At 68.2% G+C, this 17,704-nt stretch carries 14 protein-coding genes; 13 read left to right on the forward strand and 1 reads right to left on the reverse strand.

Going from position 1 to position 17,704, the window contains the following annotated elements; genetic code table 11:
• Positions 1–11: 11 nt before the first annotated feature.
• From ACO2RV_RS17425 to ACO2RV_RS17480, 12 genes are all read left to right on the forward strand, one after another.
• Entirely contained in the window at positions 12–1,760 is a 1,749-nt protein-coding gene (locus ACO2RV_RS17425) for an IlvD/Edd family dehydratase (protein WP_423295262.1), read from the forward strand.
• A gap of 6 nt (positions 1,761–1,766) precedes the next feature.
• Complete coding sequence (locus ACO2RV_RS17430) at positions 1,767–2,702, forward strand: dihydrodipicolinate synthase family protein (protein WP_423295264.1); 936 nt, start codon at positions 1,767–1,769, stop codon at positions 2,700–2,702.
• Positions 2,690–4,294 (forward strand): aldehyde dehydrogenase (NADP(+)), encoded by a 1,605-nt coding sequence (locus ACO2RV_RS17435; protein WP_423295266.1) that lies wholly within the window; start codon positions 2,690–2,692, stop codon positions 4,292–4,294. Before ACO2RV_RS17430 ends, ACO2RV_RS17435 begins: the two co-directional genes overlap by 13 nt.
• On the forward strand, positions 4,291–5,217 hold the full coding sequence (locus ACO2RV_RS17440) for a Gfo/Idh/MocA family protein (RefSeq protein WP_423295268.1): 927 nt from the start codon (positions 4,291–4,293) through the stop codon (positions 5,215–5,217). Before ACO2RV_RS17435 ends, ACO2RV_RS17440 begins: the two co-directional genes overlap by 4 nt.
• 17 nt (positions 5,218–5,234) lie before the next feature.
• Positions 5,235–7,040, forward strand: coding sequence for an IlvD/Edd family dehydratase (locus ACO2RV_RS17445; protein ID WP_423295270.1), 1,806 nt, complete (start codon positions 5,235–5,237; stop codon positions 7,038–7,040).
• Positions 7,027–7,950, forward strand: coding sequence for an SMP-30/gluconolactonase/LRE family protein (locus ACO2RV_RS17450; RefSeq protein ID WP_423295272.1), 924 nt, complete (start codon positions 7,027–7,029; stop codon positions 7,948–7,950). Before ACO2RV_RS17445 ends, ACO2RV_RS17450 begins: the two co-directional genes overlap by 14 nt.
• On the forward strand, positions 7,950–8,879 hold the full coding sequence (locus tag ACO2RV_RS17455; protein ID WP_423295274.1) for a 2-dehydro-3-deoxygalactonokinase: 930 nt from the start codon (positions 7,950–7,952) through the stop codon (positions 8,877–8,879). The genes ACO2RV_RS17450 and ACO2RV_RS17455 overlap by 1 nt, the downstream gene beginning before the upstream one ends.
• Complete coding sequence (locus ACO2RV_RS17460) at positions 8,876–9,550, forward strand: 2-dehydro-3-deoxy-6-phosphogalactonate aldolase (RefSeq protein ID WP_423295276.1); 675 nt, start codon at positions 8,876–8,878, stop codon at positions 9,548–9,550. Before ACO2RV_RS17455 ends, ACO2RV_RS17460 begins: the two co-directional genes overlap by 4 nt.
• An 81-nt stretch (positions 9,551–9,631) precedes the next feature.
• Positions 9,632–10,711, forward strand: coding sequence for a multiple monosaccharide ABC transporter substrate-binding protein (chvE, locus tag ACO2RV_RS17465; protein ID WP_423295278.1), 1,080 nt, complete (start codon positions 9,632–9,634; stop codon positions 10,709–10,711).
• Positions 10,712–10,781: 70 nt separating this feature from the next.
• On the forward strand, positions 10,782–12,476 hold the full coding sequence (mmsA, locus tag ACO2RV_RS17470) for a multiple monosaccharide ABC transporter ATP-binding protein (RefSeq protein WP_423295280.1): 1,695 nt from the start codon (positions 10,782–10,784) through the stop codon (positions 12,474–12,476).
• Positions 12,473–13,660 carry a multiple monosaccharide ABC transporter permease gene (mmsB, locus tag ACO2RV_RS17475; protein WP_423295283.1) on the forward strand — a complete coding sequence of 396 codons (1,188 nt, stop codon included), beginning with the start codon at positions 12,473–12,475 and terminating at the stop codon, positions 13,658–13,660. The genes mmsA and mmsB overlap by 4 nt, the downstream gene beginning before the upstream one ends.
• A 219-nt stretch (positions 13,661–13,879) precedes the next feature.
• Positions 13,880–15,184, forward strand: a complete 1,305-nt coding sequence (locus ACO2RV_RS17480; RefSeq protein WP_423295285.1) for an NCS2 family permease — start codon at positions 13,880–13,882, stop codon at positions 15,182–15,184.
• Between the two features lie 60 nt (positions 15,185–15,244).
• Here ACO2RV_RS17480 and ACO2RV_RS17485 read toward each other — a convergent pair whose 3' ends face one another.
• Positions 15,245–16,138 (reverse strand): LysR family transcriptional regulator, encoded by an 894-nt coding sequence (locus tag ACO2RV_RS17485; protein ID WP_423295287.1) that lies wholly within the window; start codon positions 16,136–16,138, stop codon positions 15,245–15,247.
• Between the two features lie 108 nt (positions 16,139–16,246).
• Here ACO2RV_RS17485 and xdhA point away from each other — a divergent pair, with 108 nt between their 5' ends.
• Positions 16,247–17,695, forward strand: coding sequence for a xanthine dehydrogenase small subunit (gene xdhA / locus ACO2RV_RS17490; RefSeq protein ID WP_423295289.1), 1,449 nt, complete (start codon positions 16,247–16,249; stop codon positions 17,693–17,695).
• Positions 17,696–17,704: the final 9 nt, after the last annotated feature.

A 17,704-nucleotide genomic window follows, 5' to 3' on the forward strand; every position in this document is an offset into this window, starting at 1 on the left:
CGGGTGCCCAGATGAGCGACGACGGATCGAGCAATGACGACAGGAAGGCGCTCCGGAGCCAGAGCTGGTTCGGCCGTCAGGACAAGATGGGCTTCTATTATCGCTCGTTCCTGAAGAATTCCGGCCAGCCGCAGGACCGTTTCGACGGGCGCCCAGTCATCGGCATCTGCAACACCTGGTCCGAGCTTACGCCCTGCAACATCCATTTCCGCGATCTCGCCGAGCATGTCCGGCGCGGCGTGCTGGACGCGGGCGGCTACCCGCTCGAATTCCCCGTCTCCTCGCTCGGCGAGGTGACGATGCGCCCCACCGCCATGTTGTTCCGCAACCTTGCCTCGATGGATGTGGAGGAGGCGATCCGCGCCCATCCGCTCGATGGCGTGGTGCTCTTGATGGGCTGCGACAAGACCACCCCGGCGCTGCTGATGGGGGCGGCCTCGGCCGACCTGCCGGCGATCGGCGTTTCCGGCGGGCCGCAGCTGCGCGGGGTCTATCGCGGCCAGATCATCGGTTCGGGCACCAACATCATCTCGATGAGCGAGCAATTGCGCGCCGGCGAGGTGACGCTGGAGGAATTCCACGAGGCGGAAGCGGGCATGAACCGCTCCTCCGGTTCCTGCATGACCATGGGCACCGCCTCCACCATGGCCTCGATGGTCGAGGCGCTGGGGCTCGGCCTGCCGGAGAATGCCGCCATCCCCGCCGTCGACGCGCGGCGCAACCTGCTGGCGCGCATGGCCGGGCGGCGCATCGTCGAGATGGTGCAGGAGGATCTGAAGCCCTCCGACATCCTCACCCGCGAAGCGTTCGAGAACGCTGTCCGTACCTTGGCGGCGATCGGCGGCTCGACCAATGCCGTGGTGCATCTGCTCGCCATTGCCGGCCGCGTCGGCGTCGACCTCACTCTGGCGGATTTCGACCGGCTCGGCCGCGACATCCATTGCCTCGTCGATCTGATGCCGTCCGGCCGCTTCCTGATGGAGGACTTCTACTATGCCGGCGGCCTGCCCGCCGTGCTGCGCGCGCTCGGCGAGCGTGGGCTGCTGCACAAGGACGCCCGCACCGTGAACGGGCGGAGCATCTGGGAGAATGTCGAGAAGGCGCCGAACTGGAACGCCGAAGTCATCACCTCCTTCGAGGCGCCGTTCAAGGCGGATGCCGGCATCGCCATTCTGAGGGGCAACCTCGCGCCGGACGGCGCCGTCATCAAGCCTTCCGCCGCCTCGCCGCACCTGTTGCAGCACACCGGCCGCGCCGTGGTGTTCGAAAGCGTCGAGGAGATGCATCACGGCGTGAATGACGAGGCGCTGGATATCGACGCCAGCTGCATCATGGTGCTGAAGCATTGCGGGCCGAAGGGCTATCCCGGCATGGCCGAGGTCGGCAACATGCCGCTGCCCGCTAAGCTGCTGCGCGAGGGCGTGCGCGACATGATCCGCATTTCCGATGCCCGCATGTCCGGCACCGCCTATGGCACCGTGGTGCTGCATGTCGCCCCGGAGGCGACCGCCGGCGGGCCGCTGGCGCTGGTGCGGAATGGCGACCTGATCACTCTCGACGTGCCCGCCCGCGCGCTGCACCTGCATGTGAGCGAGGAGGAGCTGGCCGCACGCCGCGCCGCCTGGGTGGCGCCGGAACCGCACGCCGCGCGCGGCTACCAGCGGCTTTACATCGACCATGTGTTGCAGGCCGACCGTGGCGCCGATTTCGACTTCCTGGTCGGCCGCTCGGGTTCGCCCGTCGCCCGCGACAATCACTAAGGGTGCATGATGACCACGACTTCCGCCGCCCGGCCCTATAAGGGCGTCTTCCCGGTTGCTCCCACGGTGTTTGACGCCGAGGGCCGGCTCGACCTCGAGGGCCAGAAGCGCGCCATCGACTGCATGATCGACGCCGGCTCCAACGGCCTGTGCATCCTCGCCAATTTCTCCGAGCAGTTCGTCCTCACCGATGACGAGCGCGATCTCGTCATGACGACGGTGCTGGAGCATGTCGCCGGCCGGGTGCCGGTCATCGTCACCACCACCCATTTCTCGACCTTCGTCTGCGCCGCGCGCTCCCGCCGGGCGCAGGAGATGGGCGCGGCGATGGTGATGGTGATGCCGCCCTATCACGGCGCCACCTTCCGCGTGCCGGAAGCGGCGATCTACGATTTCTATCGCGCGGTCTCGGACGCCATCGGCATTCCGATCATGGTGCAGGACGCCCCCGTCGCCGGCACGCCGCTCTCCGTGCCGTTCCTCGCGAAGATGGCGAAGGAGATCGAGCACCTCGCCTATTTCAAGATCGAGGTGCCCGGCGCGGCGAACAAGCTGCGCGCGCTCATCGAGGCCGGCGGCGACGACATCGTCGGCCCGTGGGATGGCGAGGAGGCGATCACCCTGATGGCTGATCTCGACGCCGGTGCCACCGGCGCCATGACCGGGGGCGGCTATCCCGACGGCATCCGCCAGATCATCGACCCCTATGTCGCCGGTGATCGCGAGGCGGCGATCACGGCCTATGAGCGCTGGCTGCCGCTGATCAATTACGAGAACCGCCAGACCGGCTTGGCGGCGTGCAAGATCCTGATGAAGGAGGGCGGGGTGATCGCCCATGACACGCTGCGCGCGCCGCTGCCGCCGGTGCACCCGGCCACCCGCGCCGGCCTCATCGAGATCGCCCGCCGGCTCGACCCGGTCGTGCTGAAATGGGGGCGCTGAGCATGCTCACCGGAGCCGCCCTCATCGGGGCCCGCGATATCACCGGGGCGCGGAGTTTCCGTGCCATCGATCCCGCGCGCGGCGCGGCAATCGAGCCCGCCTTCACCGAGGCCGGGCCCGAGGAGGTCGCGCAGGCCGCCGCGCTGGCGGCCGAGGCTTTCCCTGTCTATCGCGCCACCACGCCCGCGGCCCGCGCCGCCTTCCTCGACCTCATCGCCGCGCGGATCGAGGCCGTCGGCGACGCGTTGGTCGAGCGTGCCGCGCAGGAAACCGGCCTGCCCGTCGCCCGCCTGCAGGGCGAGCGCGCGCGCACCACCGGCCAGTTGCGCCTGTTCGCCAGCTGGGTGCGCTCCGGCGGCGCCGACGAGCCGCGCCTCGATTCCCCGCTGCCCGAACGCATGCCGCTGCCGCGCGCGGATCTGCGTCTGCGCCATATCGGCATCGGGCCGGTGGCGGTGTTCGGCGCCTCGAACTTTCCGCTCGCCTTCTCGGTCGCGGGCGGCGACACCGCCTCCGCGCTCGCCGCCGGCTGTCCGGTCGTGGTGAAGGGCCATCCCGCCCATCCCGGCACGTCGGAGCTGGTCGGCCGCGCCGTCCGCGAGGCGGTGGCGCAGGCCGGCCTGCCCGAGGGCGTGTTCTCGCTCGTCACCGGCACCAGCCATGAACTCGGCGCGGCGCTGGTGGCGGACCCGCGCATCAGGGCGGTGGGCTTCACCGGCTCGCGGGCCGGCGGGCTTGCGCTGGTGAACATCGCCACTAGCCGCCCGGTGCCGATCCCGGTCTATGCCGAGATGAGCAGCATCAACCCGGTGTTCCTGCTGCCCGGCGCGCTCAAGGCGCGGGCGGAAGCGCTCGGCGCCGGCTTCGTCGCCTCCCTCACCATGGGCGCCGGCCAGTTCTGCACCAATCCCGGCCTCGTCATCGCGTTGGCCGGTGACGACCTGCACCGCTTCCTCACCACTGCCCGCGCCGCTCTGGAGACTGCGTCCTCCGCCACCATGCTCACCCCCGGCATTGCCCAGGCCTATGCGCGGGGCATCGCTGCCATTGAGGCGAGCGGCGCGGCCGAGGAGGTGGCACGCGGCGGCACGACGGGCGGGCCCAATGCCTGCCGCCCGGCGCTGTTCGTCACCGACGCCGCCACTTTCGTGAGCGAGCCGGCGCTGTCGCATGAAGTGTTCGGTGCCTCCTCGCTGGTGGTGGCCTGCACGAGCGAAGAGGAAATGCTCGCCGTTGCCCGCGCGGTCGAGGGCCAGCTCACCGCCACGCTGCATCTGGACACCGCCGATCACGCTCTCGCGGCCCTTCTGCTGCCGATCCTCGAGGAGAAGGCCGGGCGCATCCTCGCCAATGGCTGGCCGACCGGCGTCGAGGTGTGCCACGCGATGGTGCATGGCGGCCCGTTCCCCGCCACCTCCGACCCGCGCTCGACCTCGGTCGGCACGCTCGCCATCCGCCGCTTCCTGCGCCCGGTCTGCTACCAGGACCTGCCCGAGGTGCTGCTGCCGGCCGCCGTGCAAGGCGACAACCCGCTCAACCTGCCCCGCCTCGTCGACGGCGTACCGGCCATGCCACGGGAGCCGCGCTCATGAACCCCATCCGCCTCGCCATTGTCGGCCTCGGCAAGATCGCCCGCGACCAGCACCTTCCCGCCATCGCGAAGACGGCGGGAATCGAACTCGTCGCCATCGCCAGCCGCAATGCGGCGCTGGACGGCGTCGCCCATTTCGCCACGCTGGAGGAGATGCTGGCGAGCGGCACACCGATCGACGCGGTCGCGCTGTGCACCCCGCCGCAGGTCCGCCGCGCGCAGGCGCAGGCGGCGCTGGAAGCCGGCAAGCATGTGCTGCTGGAAAAGCCGCCCGGCGCCACGGTGAGCGAGATCGGGCCCCTAGTCGCAGCGGCGCAGGCTTCCGGGCGGACGCTGTTCGCCACCTGGCATTCGCGCTTCGCGCCGGCCGTCGAGCCCGCCCGCGCCTTCCTCGCCGCGTGCGCGCTTCGTTCGGTGACGATCATCTGGAAGGAAGATGTGCGGGTCTGGCATCCCGGACAGGACTGGATCTTCGAGCCCGGCGGGCTCGGCGTGTTCGATCCCGCCATCAACGCGCTGTCGATCCTCACCCGCATCCTGCCGCGCCCGGTCTTCGTCACCTCGGCGCACCTCGCCTTCCCGGCCAATCGCGACGCGCCCATCGCCGCCGAGCTGGATCTCGCCGATGCCGGCGGCCTGCCGATCCGCGCCGAGCTGGATTTCCTCCAGACCGGCCCGCAGAGCTGGGACATCGCCATCGAGACCGACCGGGGCACCCTCACCTTGTCGGCCGGCGGCGCGAAGCTGTTCCATGACGACGCGCCGCTGATCGATGCGAAGGAGGCCGAATATGCCGGCATCTACCGGCACTTCGTCGAACTGATCGGGGCCGGCGCGTGCGATGTCGACCTCGCGCCGCTGAGCCTCGTCGCCGATGCCTTCCTGCTCGGCCGGCGCTCGCTCGCTGCTCCCTTCGACTATTGAAAGCCAAGAGCATCGTCATGCACGGCAAGGCACCGAAGACCGACCGGACGCTCCGCTCCAGGGCCTGGTTCGACAACCCGGCCAATATCGACATGACCGCGCTCTATATCGAGCGCTACCTCAATTTCGGTCTCAGCCAGGAGGAGTTGCAGAGCGGGCGGCCGATCATCGGCATCGCGCAGACCGGCTCGGACCTCTCGCCCTGCAACCGGCATCATCTGGAACTCGCCAAGCGGGTGCGCGAGGGCATTCGCGAGGCCGGCGGCATCGCCATCGAATTCCCGGTGCATCCGATCCAGGAGACCGGCAAGCGCCCCACTGCCGGGCTCGACCGCAACCTTGCCTATCTCGGCCTGGTCGAGACGCTTTACGGCTACCCGCTCGACGGCGTGGTGCTGACCATCGGCTGCGACAAGACCACCCCGGCCTGTCTCATGGCGGCGGCCACGGTGAACATTCCCGCCATCGCGCTCTCGGTCGGGCCGATGCTGAACGGCTGGTACAAGGGCGAGCGCACCGGCTCCGGCACCATCGTGTGGAAGGCCCGCGAATTGCTGGCCAAGGGCGAGATCGACCGGGCCGGCTTCGTCAAGCTGGTGGCGTCCTCCGCGCCCTCCACCGGCTATTGCAACACCATGGGCACGGCGACCACGATGAACTCGCTGGCCGAGGCGCTCGGCATGCAACTGCCGGGCTCGGCGGCGATTCCCGCGCCCTATCGCGACCGGCAGGAGATCGCCTATCGCACCGGGCTGCGCATCGTCGACATGGTGCATGAGGATCTGAAGCCGTCCGACATCCTCACCCGCGACGCCTTCCTCAATGCCATTCGGGTGAATTCCGCGATTGGCGGCTCGACCAACGCCCCCATCCACCTCAATGCGCTCGCCCGCCATGTCGGCGTCGAGCTGACCATCGACGACTGGCAGACCTATGGTGAGGAGGTGCCGCTGCTGGTGAACCTCCAGCCGGCGGGCGAGTATCTCGGGGAGGATTATTACCACGCCGGCGGCGTGCCGGCCGTGGTCAGCCAGCTGATCGATCAGGGCCTCATCGCCGAAGGCGCGATGACCGCCAATGGACGCACCATCAGCGAGAACTGCCGCGGCACGCCGATCGCCGACGAAGCGGTGATCCGGCCTTATGACAAGCCGCTGAAGGAGAAGGCCGGCTTCCGCGTGCTGCGCGGCAATCTGTTCTCCTCCGCCATCATGAAGACCAGCGTCATCTCGGCGGAGTTCCGCGCGCGCTACCTCTCCAACCCGGACGACCCGGAAGCCTTCGAGGGCCGCGCCGTGGTGTTCGACGGGCCGGAGGACTACCACGCCCGCATCGACGATCCCGCGCTCGCCATCGACGAGACCACCATCCTGTTCATGCGCGGTGCCGGCCCGGTCGGCTATCCCGGCGCGGCGGAGGTGGTGAACATGCGCGCGCCCGACTACCTCATCAAGGCGGGCGTGGCGGCGCTGCCCTGTATCGGCGACGGGCGCCAGTCCGGCACGTCCGGCTCGCCCTCTATCCTCAATGCCTCGCCGGAAGCGGCGGTGGGCGGGGGCCTTGCTCTGCTGCGCACCGGCGACCGGGTGCGCATCGACCTGAAGCGCAACAGCGCCAGCATGCTGGTTGCCGAGGAAGAGCTCGAACAGCGGCGGCAGGCCCTCGCCGCCGCCGGCGGCTACCCCTATCCGCCCAGCCAGACGCCCTGGCAGGAGATCCAGCGCGCCTTTGTCGGCCAGCTGGAGAGCGGCGCGGTGCTGGAACCGGCGGTGCGCTACCAGCGCATTGCCCAGACCATGGGGATGCCGCGTGACAACCATTGAGGCCATTACCCCCGCCACCCGCGCCCCCGAGACCGTGCCGGTGCGGGTGCTGGATGCCGCCCGCTGCCATCTCGGCGAGGGCCCGACCTATGACGCCGCCAGCGACACCGCCTGGTGGTTCGACATTCTCGGCGGCACGCTGCACGAGGCGCACCTCGGCGATCGCCGCATCGCCGTCCACGCCCTGCCGGTGATGGCGAGCGCGCTTGCCATGGTCGACGATGCGCGCCAGCTGCTCGTCGCCGAAGACGGGCTGCATCTGCGCGACATCGCCACCGGCCGTCTGGAGCGGCTCGTCGCCATCGAGGCCGAGGACGCCCGCACCCGCTCCAACGATGCGCGCGTTCATCCATCCGGCACCTTCTGGACCAGCACGATGGGTCGCCGTGCCGAAAAGGGCGCCGGCCGCATCTACGCGTTCCATGCGGGCACGCTCACGCCGCTGTTCACCGGCCTCGCCATCCCGAACGCCATCTGCTTCAGCCCCGACGGCGCCACCGGCTACTTCGCCGACACGGTCGAGAACCGGCTCTACCGGGTCAGGCTCGATCCCGCGACCGGCCTGCCGCTCGAACCGCCGACCGCGCTGCTGTGCCATGCAGGCTCCGGCGGGCTCGATGGTGCGGTGACGGATGCGGAAGGGCTGATCTGGTGCGCCATCTGGGGTGGGGGCTGCGTCAACGTCTATTCGCCGGCCGGGGCGCTGGTGCGCCGCATCGCCGTGCCGGCCCGCCAGCCGAGCTGCCCGGTCTTCGTCGGGCCGGCCTTTGACCGGCTGCTGGTCACCTCCGCCTGGGAAAGCATGGGCGCCGCCTTGCGCGCGGCCGATCCCGGCCATGGCCAGACCTTCCTGCTCGACATCGGCGCACGCGGCCGCGCCGAGCCGCGCGTCAGGCTGGGAGGTCTGTGATGGGCGGGGTTTCGCATGTCGTCGTCGACTGGGGCACGTCGAGCTTCCGGCTGTGGGCGCTCGACCGCGCCGGCAATGTGCGGGGCGAGCGGCGGAGCGCGCAGGGAATGATCGCTGCGGCCACGGAAGGCTTCGAGGCGGTCCTTGAAAGCCATCTCGCCGCGCTGGGCATCGGCGACGGCATTCCGGTGATGATGTGCGGCATGGTCGGGGCGCGCGGCGGCTGGGTCGAGGCCGCCTATGTCGACATCCCCGCCGGGCTGGACGGCCTTGCCGAGCGGGCGGTGCATGTGCCTTCCGCGCGCCGGCTCATCCGCCTCCTGCCCGGCCTCGCCCAGCGCGAGGCGGATCGCCACGACGTGATGCGCGGCGAGGAAACCCAGCTGCTGCCGCTGGCCCGCGAGGGTTTTCACGGGCTCGCCTGCCTGCCCGGCACCCATTCCAAATGGGTCGTGGTCGAAAACGGCGAGGCCAGGCGCTTCGCCACCTTCATGACCGGCGAGCTGTTCCAGCTGCTGCGGACCGGCTCGGTGATCGCGCCGGCCGTCGCCACCGCGGTCGCGGTCGACCCGGACTCTGCCGCCTTCGCGCGCGGCGTCGGCGACGGCCTCACCCTGCCGGAGACGCTGGGCAACCAGCTGTTCCGGCTGCGCGCCTCCTGGCTGCTGGTGGGCGAAGATCCGGCGGGCACGCTGGCGCGGCTTTCCGGCCTGCTGATCGGCGCCGAACTCGCCGGGGCGGCGCGGCTGCTCGGCACGCTGGAGAACGTCGCGCTCATCGCCTCGGGCCCGGCCGCACCGGCCTATCGGCGCGCGCTGTCGCTGGCCGGTGCCACGGGCGTGGTTGCGCGCGAGGCCGACGACTGCGTGCGTGCCGGCCTGCACGCTGCGGCTCTCAGTGCCTTCCGGCTGGAAAGGGTTTCCGCATGAACGCTCCCTCGCCGAACCGCATCCCATGGCCGTCCATGCGGCGTCCGCTCATTGCCATCCTGCGCGGGGTCTGCCCGCCCGAGGTGGAGGCGATCGCCAATACGCTGATCGAGGAAGGGCTGGAGGCGATCGAGATCCCGCTGAACTCGCCCGATCCGTTCCGTTCCATCGAGGCGGCCGCCCGCCTCGCTCCGGCCGGCATGCTCATCGGTGCGGGTACCGTGCTCGAGGTTGCCGAGGTCGACCGGCTCGCCGCCGCCGGCGGAAGGCTCATGGTCAGCCCGAATGTCGACCCCGAGGTGATCGCCCGCGCGAGCCATCACGGCATGGTCGCCATGCCCGGCGTGCTGACCCCGACCGAGGCGCTCGCGGCGGTGAAGGCCGGGGCCTCGGGGCTGAAGTTCTTTCCCGCCAATTTGCTCGGCCCGTCGATCATCCGCGCCATTTCGGTGGTGCTGCCGACGGGAACCGTGGTCGGCGCGGTGGGCGGCGTCGGCGCGGACGAGTTCGCCGCCTATGCCAGCGCCGGCATCCGCACCTTCGGGCTCGGCTCCAGCCTGTATCGCCCCGGCGCCACGGCCGGCGAGGTGCGGGCCAGGGCGCGCACGATCATCGCCGCCTATGACGCGGCCTTCGCAACCTCGCGGGAGACACTGCGCGCCGGAGGCTAGGGCGCGGAAAACCAGGTGCGGCTCGTCCGCCAAGAACCCGGCACGCCAAAGGCGGCCCTCAACCCCCTAAGGGAGTCCAACATGAAACGCCTGAACAAGACCCTGCTTGCCACCACGCTTTCCGCCCTCGCGCTCGCCGCGCTGGCCTTCGCCCCTCCCGCCCTCGCGCAGCAGAAGGCGACGGTCGGCATCGCCATGCCCACCAAATCCTCCGCCCGCTGGATCGCCGACGGCGACAACATGGTGAAGGTGCTGAAGGAGCGCGGCTACAACACCGACCTGCAATATGCCGAGGACGACATTCCCAACCAGCTCTCGCAGATCGAGAACATGGTGACCAAGGGCGCCAAGGTGCTGGTGATCGCCTCCATCGATGGCACCACCCTGTCCGACGTGCTCAAGCAGGCGCATGACAAGGGCATCAAGGTCATCGCCTATGACCGGCTGATCCGCGAGACGCCGAATGTCGACTATTACGCGACCTTCGACAATTTCCAGGTCGGCGTGCTGCAGGCGGAATCGCTGCTCAAGGGCCTCGGCTATCCCGCCAATAAGGGGCCGTTCAATGTCGAGCTGTTCGGCGGCTCGCCGGACGACAACAACGCCTACTTCTTCTATGATGGCGCGCTCTCCGTGCTGAAGCCGCTGATCGACAACGGCACGATCAAGATCGCGTCCGGCCAGATGGGCATGGACAAGGTCTCGACCCTGCGCTGGGACGGCGCCACCGCCCAGGCGCGCATGGATAACCTGCTCAGCGCCTACTACACCGACAAGAAGCTCGACGGCGTGCTCTCGCCCTATGACGGCCTGTCCATCGGCATCCTGTCCTCGCTCAAGGGCGTCGGCTACGGCTCGGGCAGCATGAAGATGCCTGTTGTCACCGGGCAGGACGCGGAAGTGCCGTCGATGAAGTCGATCCTCGCCGGCGAGCAGTACTCGACCATTTTCAAGGACACCCGCGAACTCGCCAAGGTGACCGCCGACATGGTCGACGCCTCGCTCTCGGGCAAGGAGCCGACGGTCAACGACACCAAGACCTACAACAACGGCAAGAAGGTCGTGCCGTCCTTCCTGCTGAAGCCGGTCGTCGTCGACAAGGGCAACTGGGAAGCGGTGCTGATCGGCTCGGGCTACTACAAGCCCGGCCAGATCAACTGATCGGCGCCCAATCCCTCTCCCCGTCGGGGAGAGGTGGCCCGCGAAGCGGGTCGGTGAGGGGCTTTAGCGCTTGGGGCGCGTCGAAGACCCCTCACCCCACCCTCTCCCCGACGGGGAGAGGGAGTTCGGTCGCTCTCTCGGCAGTTGCGGGGCGACGTCCCGAAACTGCGCGAAAGATGGGCCAGGTTCAGAGGCAAGGCGACATATGAACGCTCTTCTCGAAATGCAGGGCATCAGCAAGCACTTCACCGGGGTGAAGGCGCTGAGCGACGTGCGTTTCACCGTCGAGCCCGGCGAGATCCATGCCCTTGTCGGCGAGAATGGCGCGGGCAAATCCACGCTGATGAAGGTGCTGAGCGGGGTCTACCCGCATGGTTCCTATGAGGGCGCCATCATCTTCGACGGCGAGGAGCGCCGCTTCAGCGACATCAACGACAGTGAACAGCTCGGCATCATCATCATCCATCAGGAACTCGCGCTGATTCCGCTGATGTCGATCGCCGAGAACATCTTCATCGCCAATCCGCCGGGCCGCTTCGGCGTCATCGACCGCGGCGCGGTGCACCGGCGCACCAAGGAGCTGCTCGCCAAGGTGGGGCTCGATGAGGCTCCCGACACGCTGGTGACCAATATCGGGGTGGGCAAGCAGCAGCTGGTGGAAATCGCCAAGGCGCTGTCGAAGAAGGTGCGCCTGCTCATTCTCGACGAGCCCACCGCCAGCCTGTCCGAGAAGGACAGCGCGGCGCTGCTCGACCTGCTGCTCGAATTCAAGGCGCAGGGCATCGCCTCGATCCTTATCTCGCACAAGCTGAACGAGGTCTCGAAGGTCGCCGACCGCATCACCGTGCTGCGCGACGGGCGCACCGTCGACACGCTGGACTGCAAGGACGGCGCGGTGGAGGAAGACCGCATCATCCGCCGCATGGTCGATCGCGATCTCGAGCACCGCTACCCCAGGCGCGAGGCCGGATCCGTGGCCGCGGGCGACACCATCTTCAAGGTGACGGACTGGAGCGCCTATCATCCCCAGCACGCCGACCGGCAGGTGATCAAGAACGTCGATTTCAACGTGCGGCGCGGGGAGATCGTCGGCATTGCCGGGCTGATGGGCGCCGGGCGCACCGAATTCGCCATGAGCATCTTCGGCCGCTCCTGGGGGCAGAAGATCGGCGGCCGCGCCGAGATCGAGGGGCACGAGGTCGACCTCTCCACCGTGCGGCGCGCCATCGACGCCGGGCTCGCCTATGTCACCGAGGACCGCAAGCAGCTCGGCCTGTTGCTGGCGGAGGACATCCGCAAGAATGTCACGCTCGCCAACCTGCCGGCGATCGCCTCGGCGCAGGTGATCGACGACCTGAAGGAGCTGCGCGTCGCCTCGGACTATCGCGGCCGCATGCGCATTCGCAGCCACAGCGTGTTCCAGGAAACCGGCAAGCTTTCCGGCGGCAACCAGCAGAAGGTGGTGCTGTCGAAATGGCTGTTCACCGACCCGAAGGTGCTGATCCTCGACGAGCCGACGCGCGGCATCGATGTCGGCGCGAAGTACGAAATCTACTGCATCATCAACGAACTGGCGGATGCCGGCAAAGGCGTGGTGGTGATCTCCTCCGAGATGCCGGAACTCATCGGCATCTGCGACCGCATCTGCGTGATGAACGAGGGCGCCTTCGTCGGCGAGTTCGCCGCCGCCGAGGCCACGCAGGAGAAGATCATGCGCGCCATTATGCGCAAGGCAGAACAGCGCCCCAAGGAGGCACTTTCATGAGCGAAGCCGCGCTGAAGGAGAAGTCGCAGCATGCCGGCTTCCTGAAGAACAATCTGCGCGAATACGGGATGCTGATCTCGCTGTTCGCCATCATGATCTTCTTCGAGGTGGTGACCGACGGCACGCTGATGCGTCCGCTCAACCTGACCAACCTCGTGCTGCAGAACAGCTACATCGTCATCATGGCGCTGGGCATGCTGCTGGTCATCGTCACCGGCCACATCGACCTCTCGGTCGGATCGGTCGCGGGCTTCATCGGCGCCGTGGCGGCGGTTCTGATGGTGCGCTACGGCGTGCCCTATCTTCCGGCGGCGCTCATCTGCCTGGCGCTGGGCGGGCTGATCGGTGCGGCGCAGGGCTATTGGGTGGCCTATTTCAAGATCCCGTCCTTTATCGTGACGCTGGCCGGCATGCTGGTGTTCAAGGGGCTGGCGCTGGCCATCCTGGCGGGCCAGTCGGTCGGGCCCTTCCCGCCGGCGTTCCAGAAGCTCTCTTCCGGCTTCATTCCCGAACTGCTGCCGGATGCCGGCGCGCTCTATCCGACCTCGCTCGCCATCGGTGCGCTGCTGGCCATGGTGCTGGTCTGGCAGAATTTCCGCAGCCGCGCCCGGCAGGAGGCCCATCACATCGAGACCGAGCCCTATGGCTTCTTCCTCGCCAAGAATGCGCTGCTGTTCGCCGTCATCGTCTATTTCGCCTATCTCATCGCCTCGCATCGCGGCCTGCCGAACGTGCTCGTCATCATGGTCGCGCTGATCGCGCTCTATGCCTTCGTCACCACGCGCACCACGATCGGCCGGCAGATCTATGCGGTGGGCGGCAATGAGAAGGCGGCCAAGCTGTCGGGCATCAAGACCGAGCGGCTGACCTTCCTCACCTTCGTCAATATGGGCGTGCTGGCGGCGCTGGCGGGTCTCATCTTCGCCGCGCGGCTGAACACGGCGACGCCCAAGGCCGGCCTCGGCTTCGAGCTCGACGTGATCGCCGCCTGCTTCATCGGCGGCGCCTCGGCCTATGGCGGGGTCGGGCGGGTCGGCGGCGCGGTGATCGGCGCGCTGATCATGGGCGTGATGAACAACGGCATGTCGATCCTGGGCATCGGCATCGACTACCAGCAGGTGATCAAGGGCCTCGTCCTGCTCGGCGCCGTCTGCCTCGACGTCTACAACCAGAAGCGGGCCTGAGCGTCCCGTGCCAAGGCCGGGACCTTCCGATCCCCGGGCAGCGACACCCGTCCTGTCTGGGGTATTTCTTGCGCGTGCCGCTCGGGCATGGACGGCAATTCTCCACGTCCGGCAGAAACTGTCTCAGAATTTTGCGCTGATACGGGCAGGTGGGCCGCCGGCTATCATGGCGTCATCAGATCACATCGAAAAACAACAAGATGTGCTGGGAGAAACGCCATGCTCGACCGACTTTTCCGCATAAAAGAGCTGAAATCAAGTATCCGCATAGAAATCATCGCGGGGTGTACGACATTCCTGACGATGGCCTACATCATCTTCGTCAATCCGAAGATTCTGGCGACGACAGGCATGGATCCGAATGCCGTCTTCGTGGCGACATGTCTCGCGGCGGCCATTGGTTCTGCCACTATGGCGCTGTGGGCGAACTGGCCGATCGCCATGGCGCCGGGCATGGGACTGAACGCCTTCTTCGCCTTCACCGTCGTCGCCAAGCTCGGCTACACTTGGCAGCAGGCGCTGGGCGCGGTGCTGATCTCCGGCCTCGTCTTCCTGCTCCTGTCGGCCACGGGACTGCGCCGCCGGCTGATCGACGGCATTCCCACCTCCATGCGCAGCGCCATCGCCGCCGGCATCGGGCTGTTCCTCGCCATCATCGCGCTGAAGAGCGCTGGCATCGTCGTGGCCAGTCCGGCCACTCTGGTGACGATCGGCGACCTCACCTCACCGGGCGCGCTGGTGGCCATCGGCGGCTTCTTCGTCATCGCCGCGCTCGATGTGCGCAAGGTGCCGGGGGCCATACTCATCGGCATCCTCGTCACCACGGCGGCTTCCATCCTGCTCGGTGTCAGCCATTTCGAGGGCATCGCCTCGATGCCGCCCTCCATCGCCCCGACCTTCATGCAGCTCGACGTGATGGGCGCGCTTCATGGCGGGCTGCTGCATGTCGTGCTGGTCATGGTGCTGGTCGAGGTGTTCGACGCCACCGGCACGCTGATCGGCGTCGCCAAGCGGGCGGGGCTGCTGATCAAGGGGCCGACCCACACCAATCCGGGGCTCAGCCGCGCGCTGATGGCCGATTCGACCGCCATCGTCGCCGGCTCGGTGCTCGGCACCTCCTCGACCACCGCCTATATCGAGAGCGCCTCCGGCGTGCAGGCGGGCGGACGCACCGGCCTGACCGCCCTAACCGTCGCACTGCTGTTCCTCCTCGCCACCTTCCTCGCGCCGCTGGCGGGCTCGGTGCCGGCACAGGCGACCGCGCCCGCCCTGCTCTATGTCGCGGCCATCATGGTGCGCGAACTGGCCGAGGTGCACTGGGACGACATCACCGAGACGGTGCCGGCGGTGCTCACCGCCGTCATGATGCCGTTCACTTATTCGATCGCCAACGGCCTCGCCGTCGGCTTCGTCAGCTATGCCGTGCTCAAGCTGCTGACCGGGCGGGGGCGCGAGGTGCATGTGGCGACCTGGGTCGTCGCCGCGCTGTTCGTCATCCGCTTCGTGCTCTACCCCGAAGGCTGACGGCACGTGCCTCCATCAGACGAAAAGAGGTCCGGCCGGTCGGCCGGGCCTCTTCCGCGTTCAGAACGCGCCTTTCAGCGCGCGCGCGGCGAAGTCGATGAAGAGCCGCACCTTCGGGTCCTGAAACTCGCGATGGGGGGTGAGGCAGCCGAACTGCGCGCCCATGGGTGGCGTGTCCGGGAGGATCTCGACCAGGCTTCCGGCGGCAAGATGCTCGCGTACCTCATAGCGCGGGCGGTTGGCGATGCCTGCACCGCCGAGCGCCCAACCCGTCAGCACGTCGCCGTCATCGGCATCGAAACGGCCGGAGACGGTCATCTTGCGCCGACCCTCGGGCGTCTCCAGCACCCAGAAATATTCCGGCGAGCGCGGGAAGCGCAGCAGCAGGCAGTTGTGGTCCATCAGGTCGTCGGGAACGCTCGGCGTGCCGTGGCGGGCGAGATAATCGGGGGAGGCGACCAACACGCGGCCGCACTCGGCGATCTTGCGCCAGCTGAGCGAGGAATCCTCCGGCTGGCCGAGGAAGAAGGCGACATCGACACCTTCCTCGACGATGTTCACCACCCGGTCGGAAAGGCGCAGCCTCACCTGGATTTCCGGGTGTTCATCGCAGAAGCGCGGCACCAGCGGGGCGATCAGCCGTCGGCCGAGGCCAAGCGGTGCCACGGCGCGCAGCACGCCTTGCGGCGTTCCCGAAAACGAGGCGAGCATCGCTTCCGCCTCGTCAAGCGCGGCGATCACCTTGCGGGCCTGCTCGTAGAGGACCGCGCCGATCTCGGTGGGGGCGAGCCGGCGCGTGGTGCGGTTCAGCAGCCGCACGCCGAAATGGGCCTCAAGTTCCTTGATCCGATTGGACGCTACCGCCGGGGTGATGCGCAGGTCCCGTCCGCCCGCCGAGATCGATCCGCGCGCCACCACGCGGGCGAACACACGCAGGCTTTCGAGATAAGACACGTCGACCTCGATTTCTAATGAAACCGTTGAAACTGTTCCATGTCGGAAATGGCTTCTGCCGGCCGCATTTTTTTGAGCATTCTAATCCCAGAAAGAAGGAGAGATGCAATGGCCGGCGAAATCCGCTTCCTGCTCAATGCCGGCGAGGTGAGCATTGCGGCTGCCGGCCCGGGCGACACGCTGCTGGATTTCCTGCGGCTGGAGCGCCGACTCACCGGCACCAAGGAGGGCTGTGCGGAAGGTGATTGTGGCGCCTGCACCGTGCTGGTCGGCCGGCTGCAGGCGGGCGCGCTGGTTTATGAGCCGATCAATGCCTGCATCCGCCTCATCGCCTCCTGCCATGGCTGCCATGTCGTCACGGTGGAGCACCTCTCCGGCGCGAGCGGGCTGCATCCGGTCCAGCGGGCGATGGTGGAGCACCACGCCAGCCAGTGCGGCTTCTGCACGCCCGGTTTCGTCATGGCGCTGTATGGACTGTGGATGAGCAATCCCGACCCGAGCGTCATCGACATCGAGACCGCCCTCCAAGGCAATCTCTGCCGCTGCACCGGCTATGAGCCGATCGTGCAGGCGGCGCTGGCCGTCACCCGCGCCGGCGGACAGGCGCGCGACGCGCTGAATGTCGAGCGTGCGGCGGTGATGGAAAGGCTCGCGGCGCTGGCCGGCACCGGGGCGGATGTGAGCCGCGGCGAGGAACGCGCCATCGTGCCGGTAGATGTCGACGCGCTGGCCGAGGTGCTGATGGCCCATCCCGAGGCCACCATCGTCGCCGGCGCCACCGATGTCGGACTGTGGGTCACCAAGCATCTGCGCCGCATCAGCCCTGGCATCTTCATCGGCCATCTGATGAAGGACATGGCGGCGGATGACGAGGAGATCCGCATCGGCGCCGGCGTGACCTATTCCGAGTTCCTTTCCCTCGCGCGCAACCATCTGCCGGAAGCGGAGGCCTATCTGCTGCGCATCGGCGGCTGGCAGGTGCGCAATGCCGGCACGATCGGCGGCAACATCGCCAATGGCTCGCCGATCGGCGAGATGCCGCCGCTGCTGATCTCCCTCGGCGCCCGGCTGGTGCTGCGCAAGGGCGCAGCGCGGCGCACGCTGCCGCTGGAGGAGTTCTTCATCGCCTACGGAAAGCAGGACCGCGCGCCGGGTGAGTTCGTCGAGACCATCCTCATTCCCCGCTCCAAAGGCGCACGGGTTGCCGCCTACAAGGTGTCCAAGCGCGCCCATGCCGACATCTCCGCGGTATCAGCGGGTTTCATGGTGCGGGAGAGCGGCGGGGTGATCCGCGAGGCCCGCATCGCCTTCGGCGGCATGGCGGGCATCCCCCAGCGCGCGCGCGGCGCCGAGGCGGCGCTGATCGGCCAGCCCTTTGCCGGCAAGAGTTTCGAGGCCGCCGCGCGGGCGGTGAGGAGCGATTTCTCCCCGCTCACCGACTGGCGGGCCAGCGCCGACTACCGCCAGACCGTCGCGTCCAATCTGTTCCGGCGCTTCTGGCTGGAGCAGTCTGGCGCGAGCGAGCCGGTGGGTATCGATCGTCTGGTGAAGGCATGAAACACGGGA

Origin of the sequence: Ancylobacter sp. VNQ12, from assembly GCF_049445835.1 — a bacterium.
Classification (GTDB): Bacteria; Pseudomonadota; Alphaproteobacteria; order Rhizobiales; family Xanthobacteraceae; genus Ancylobacter.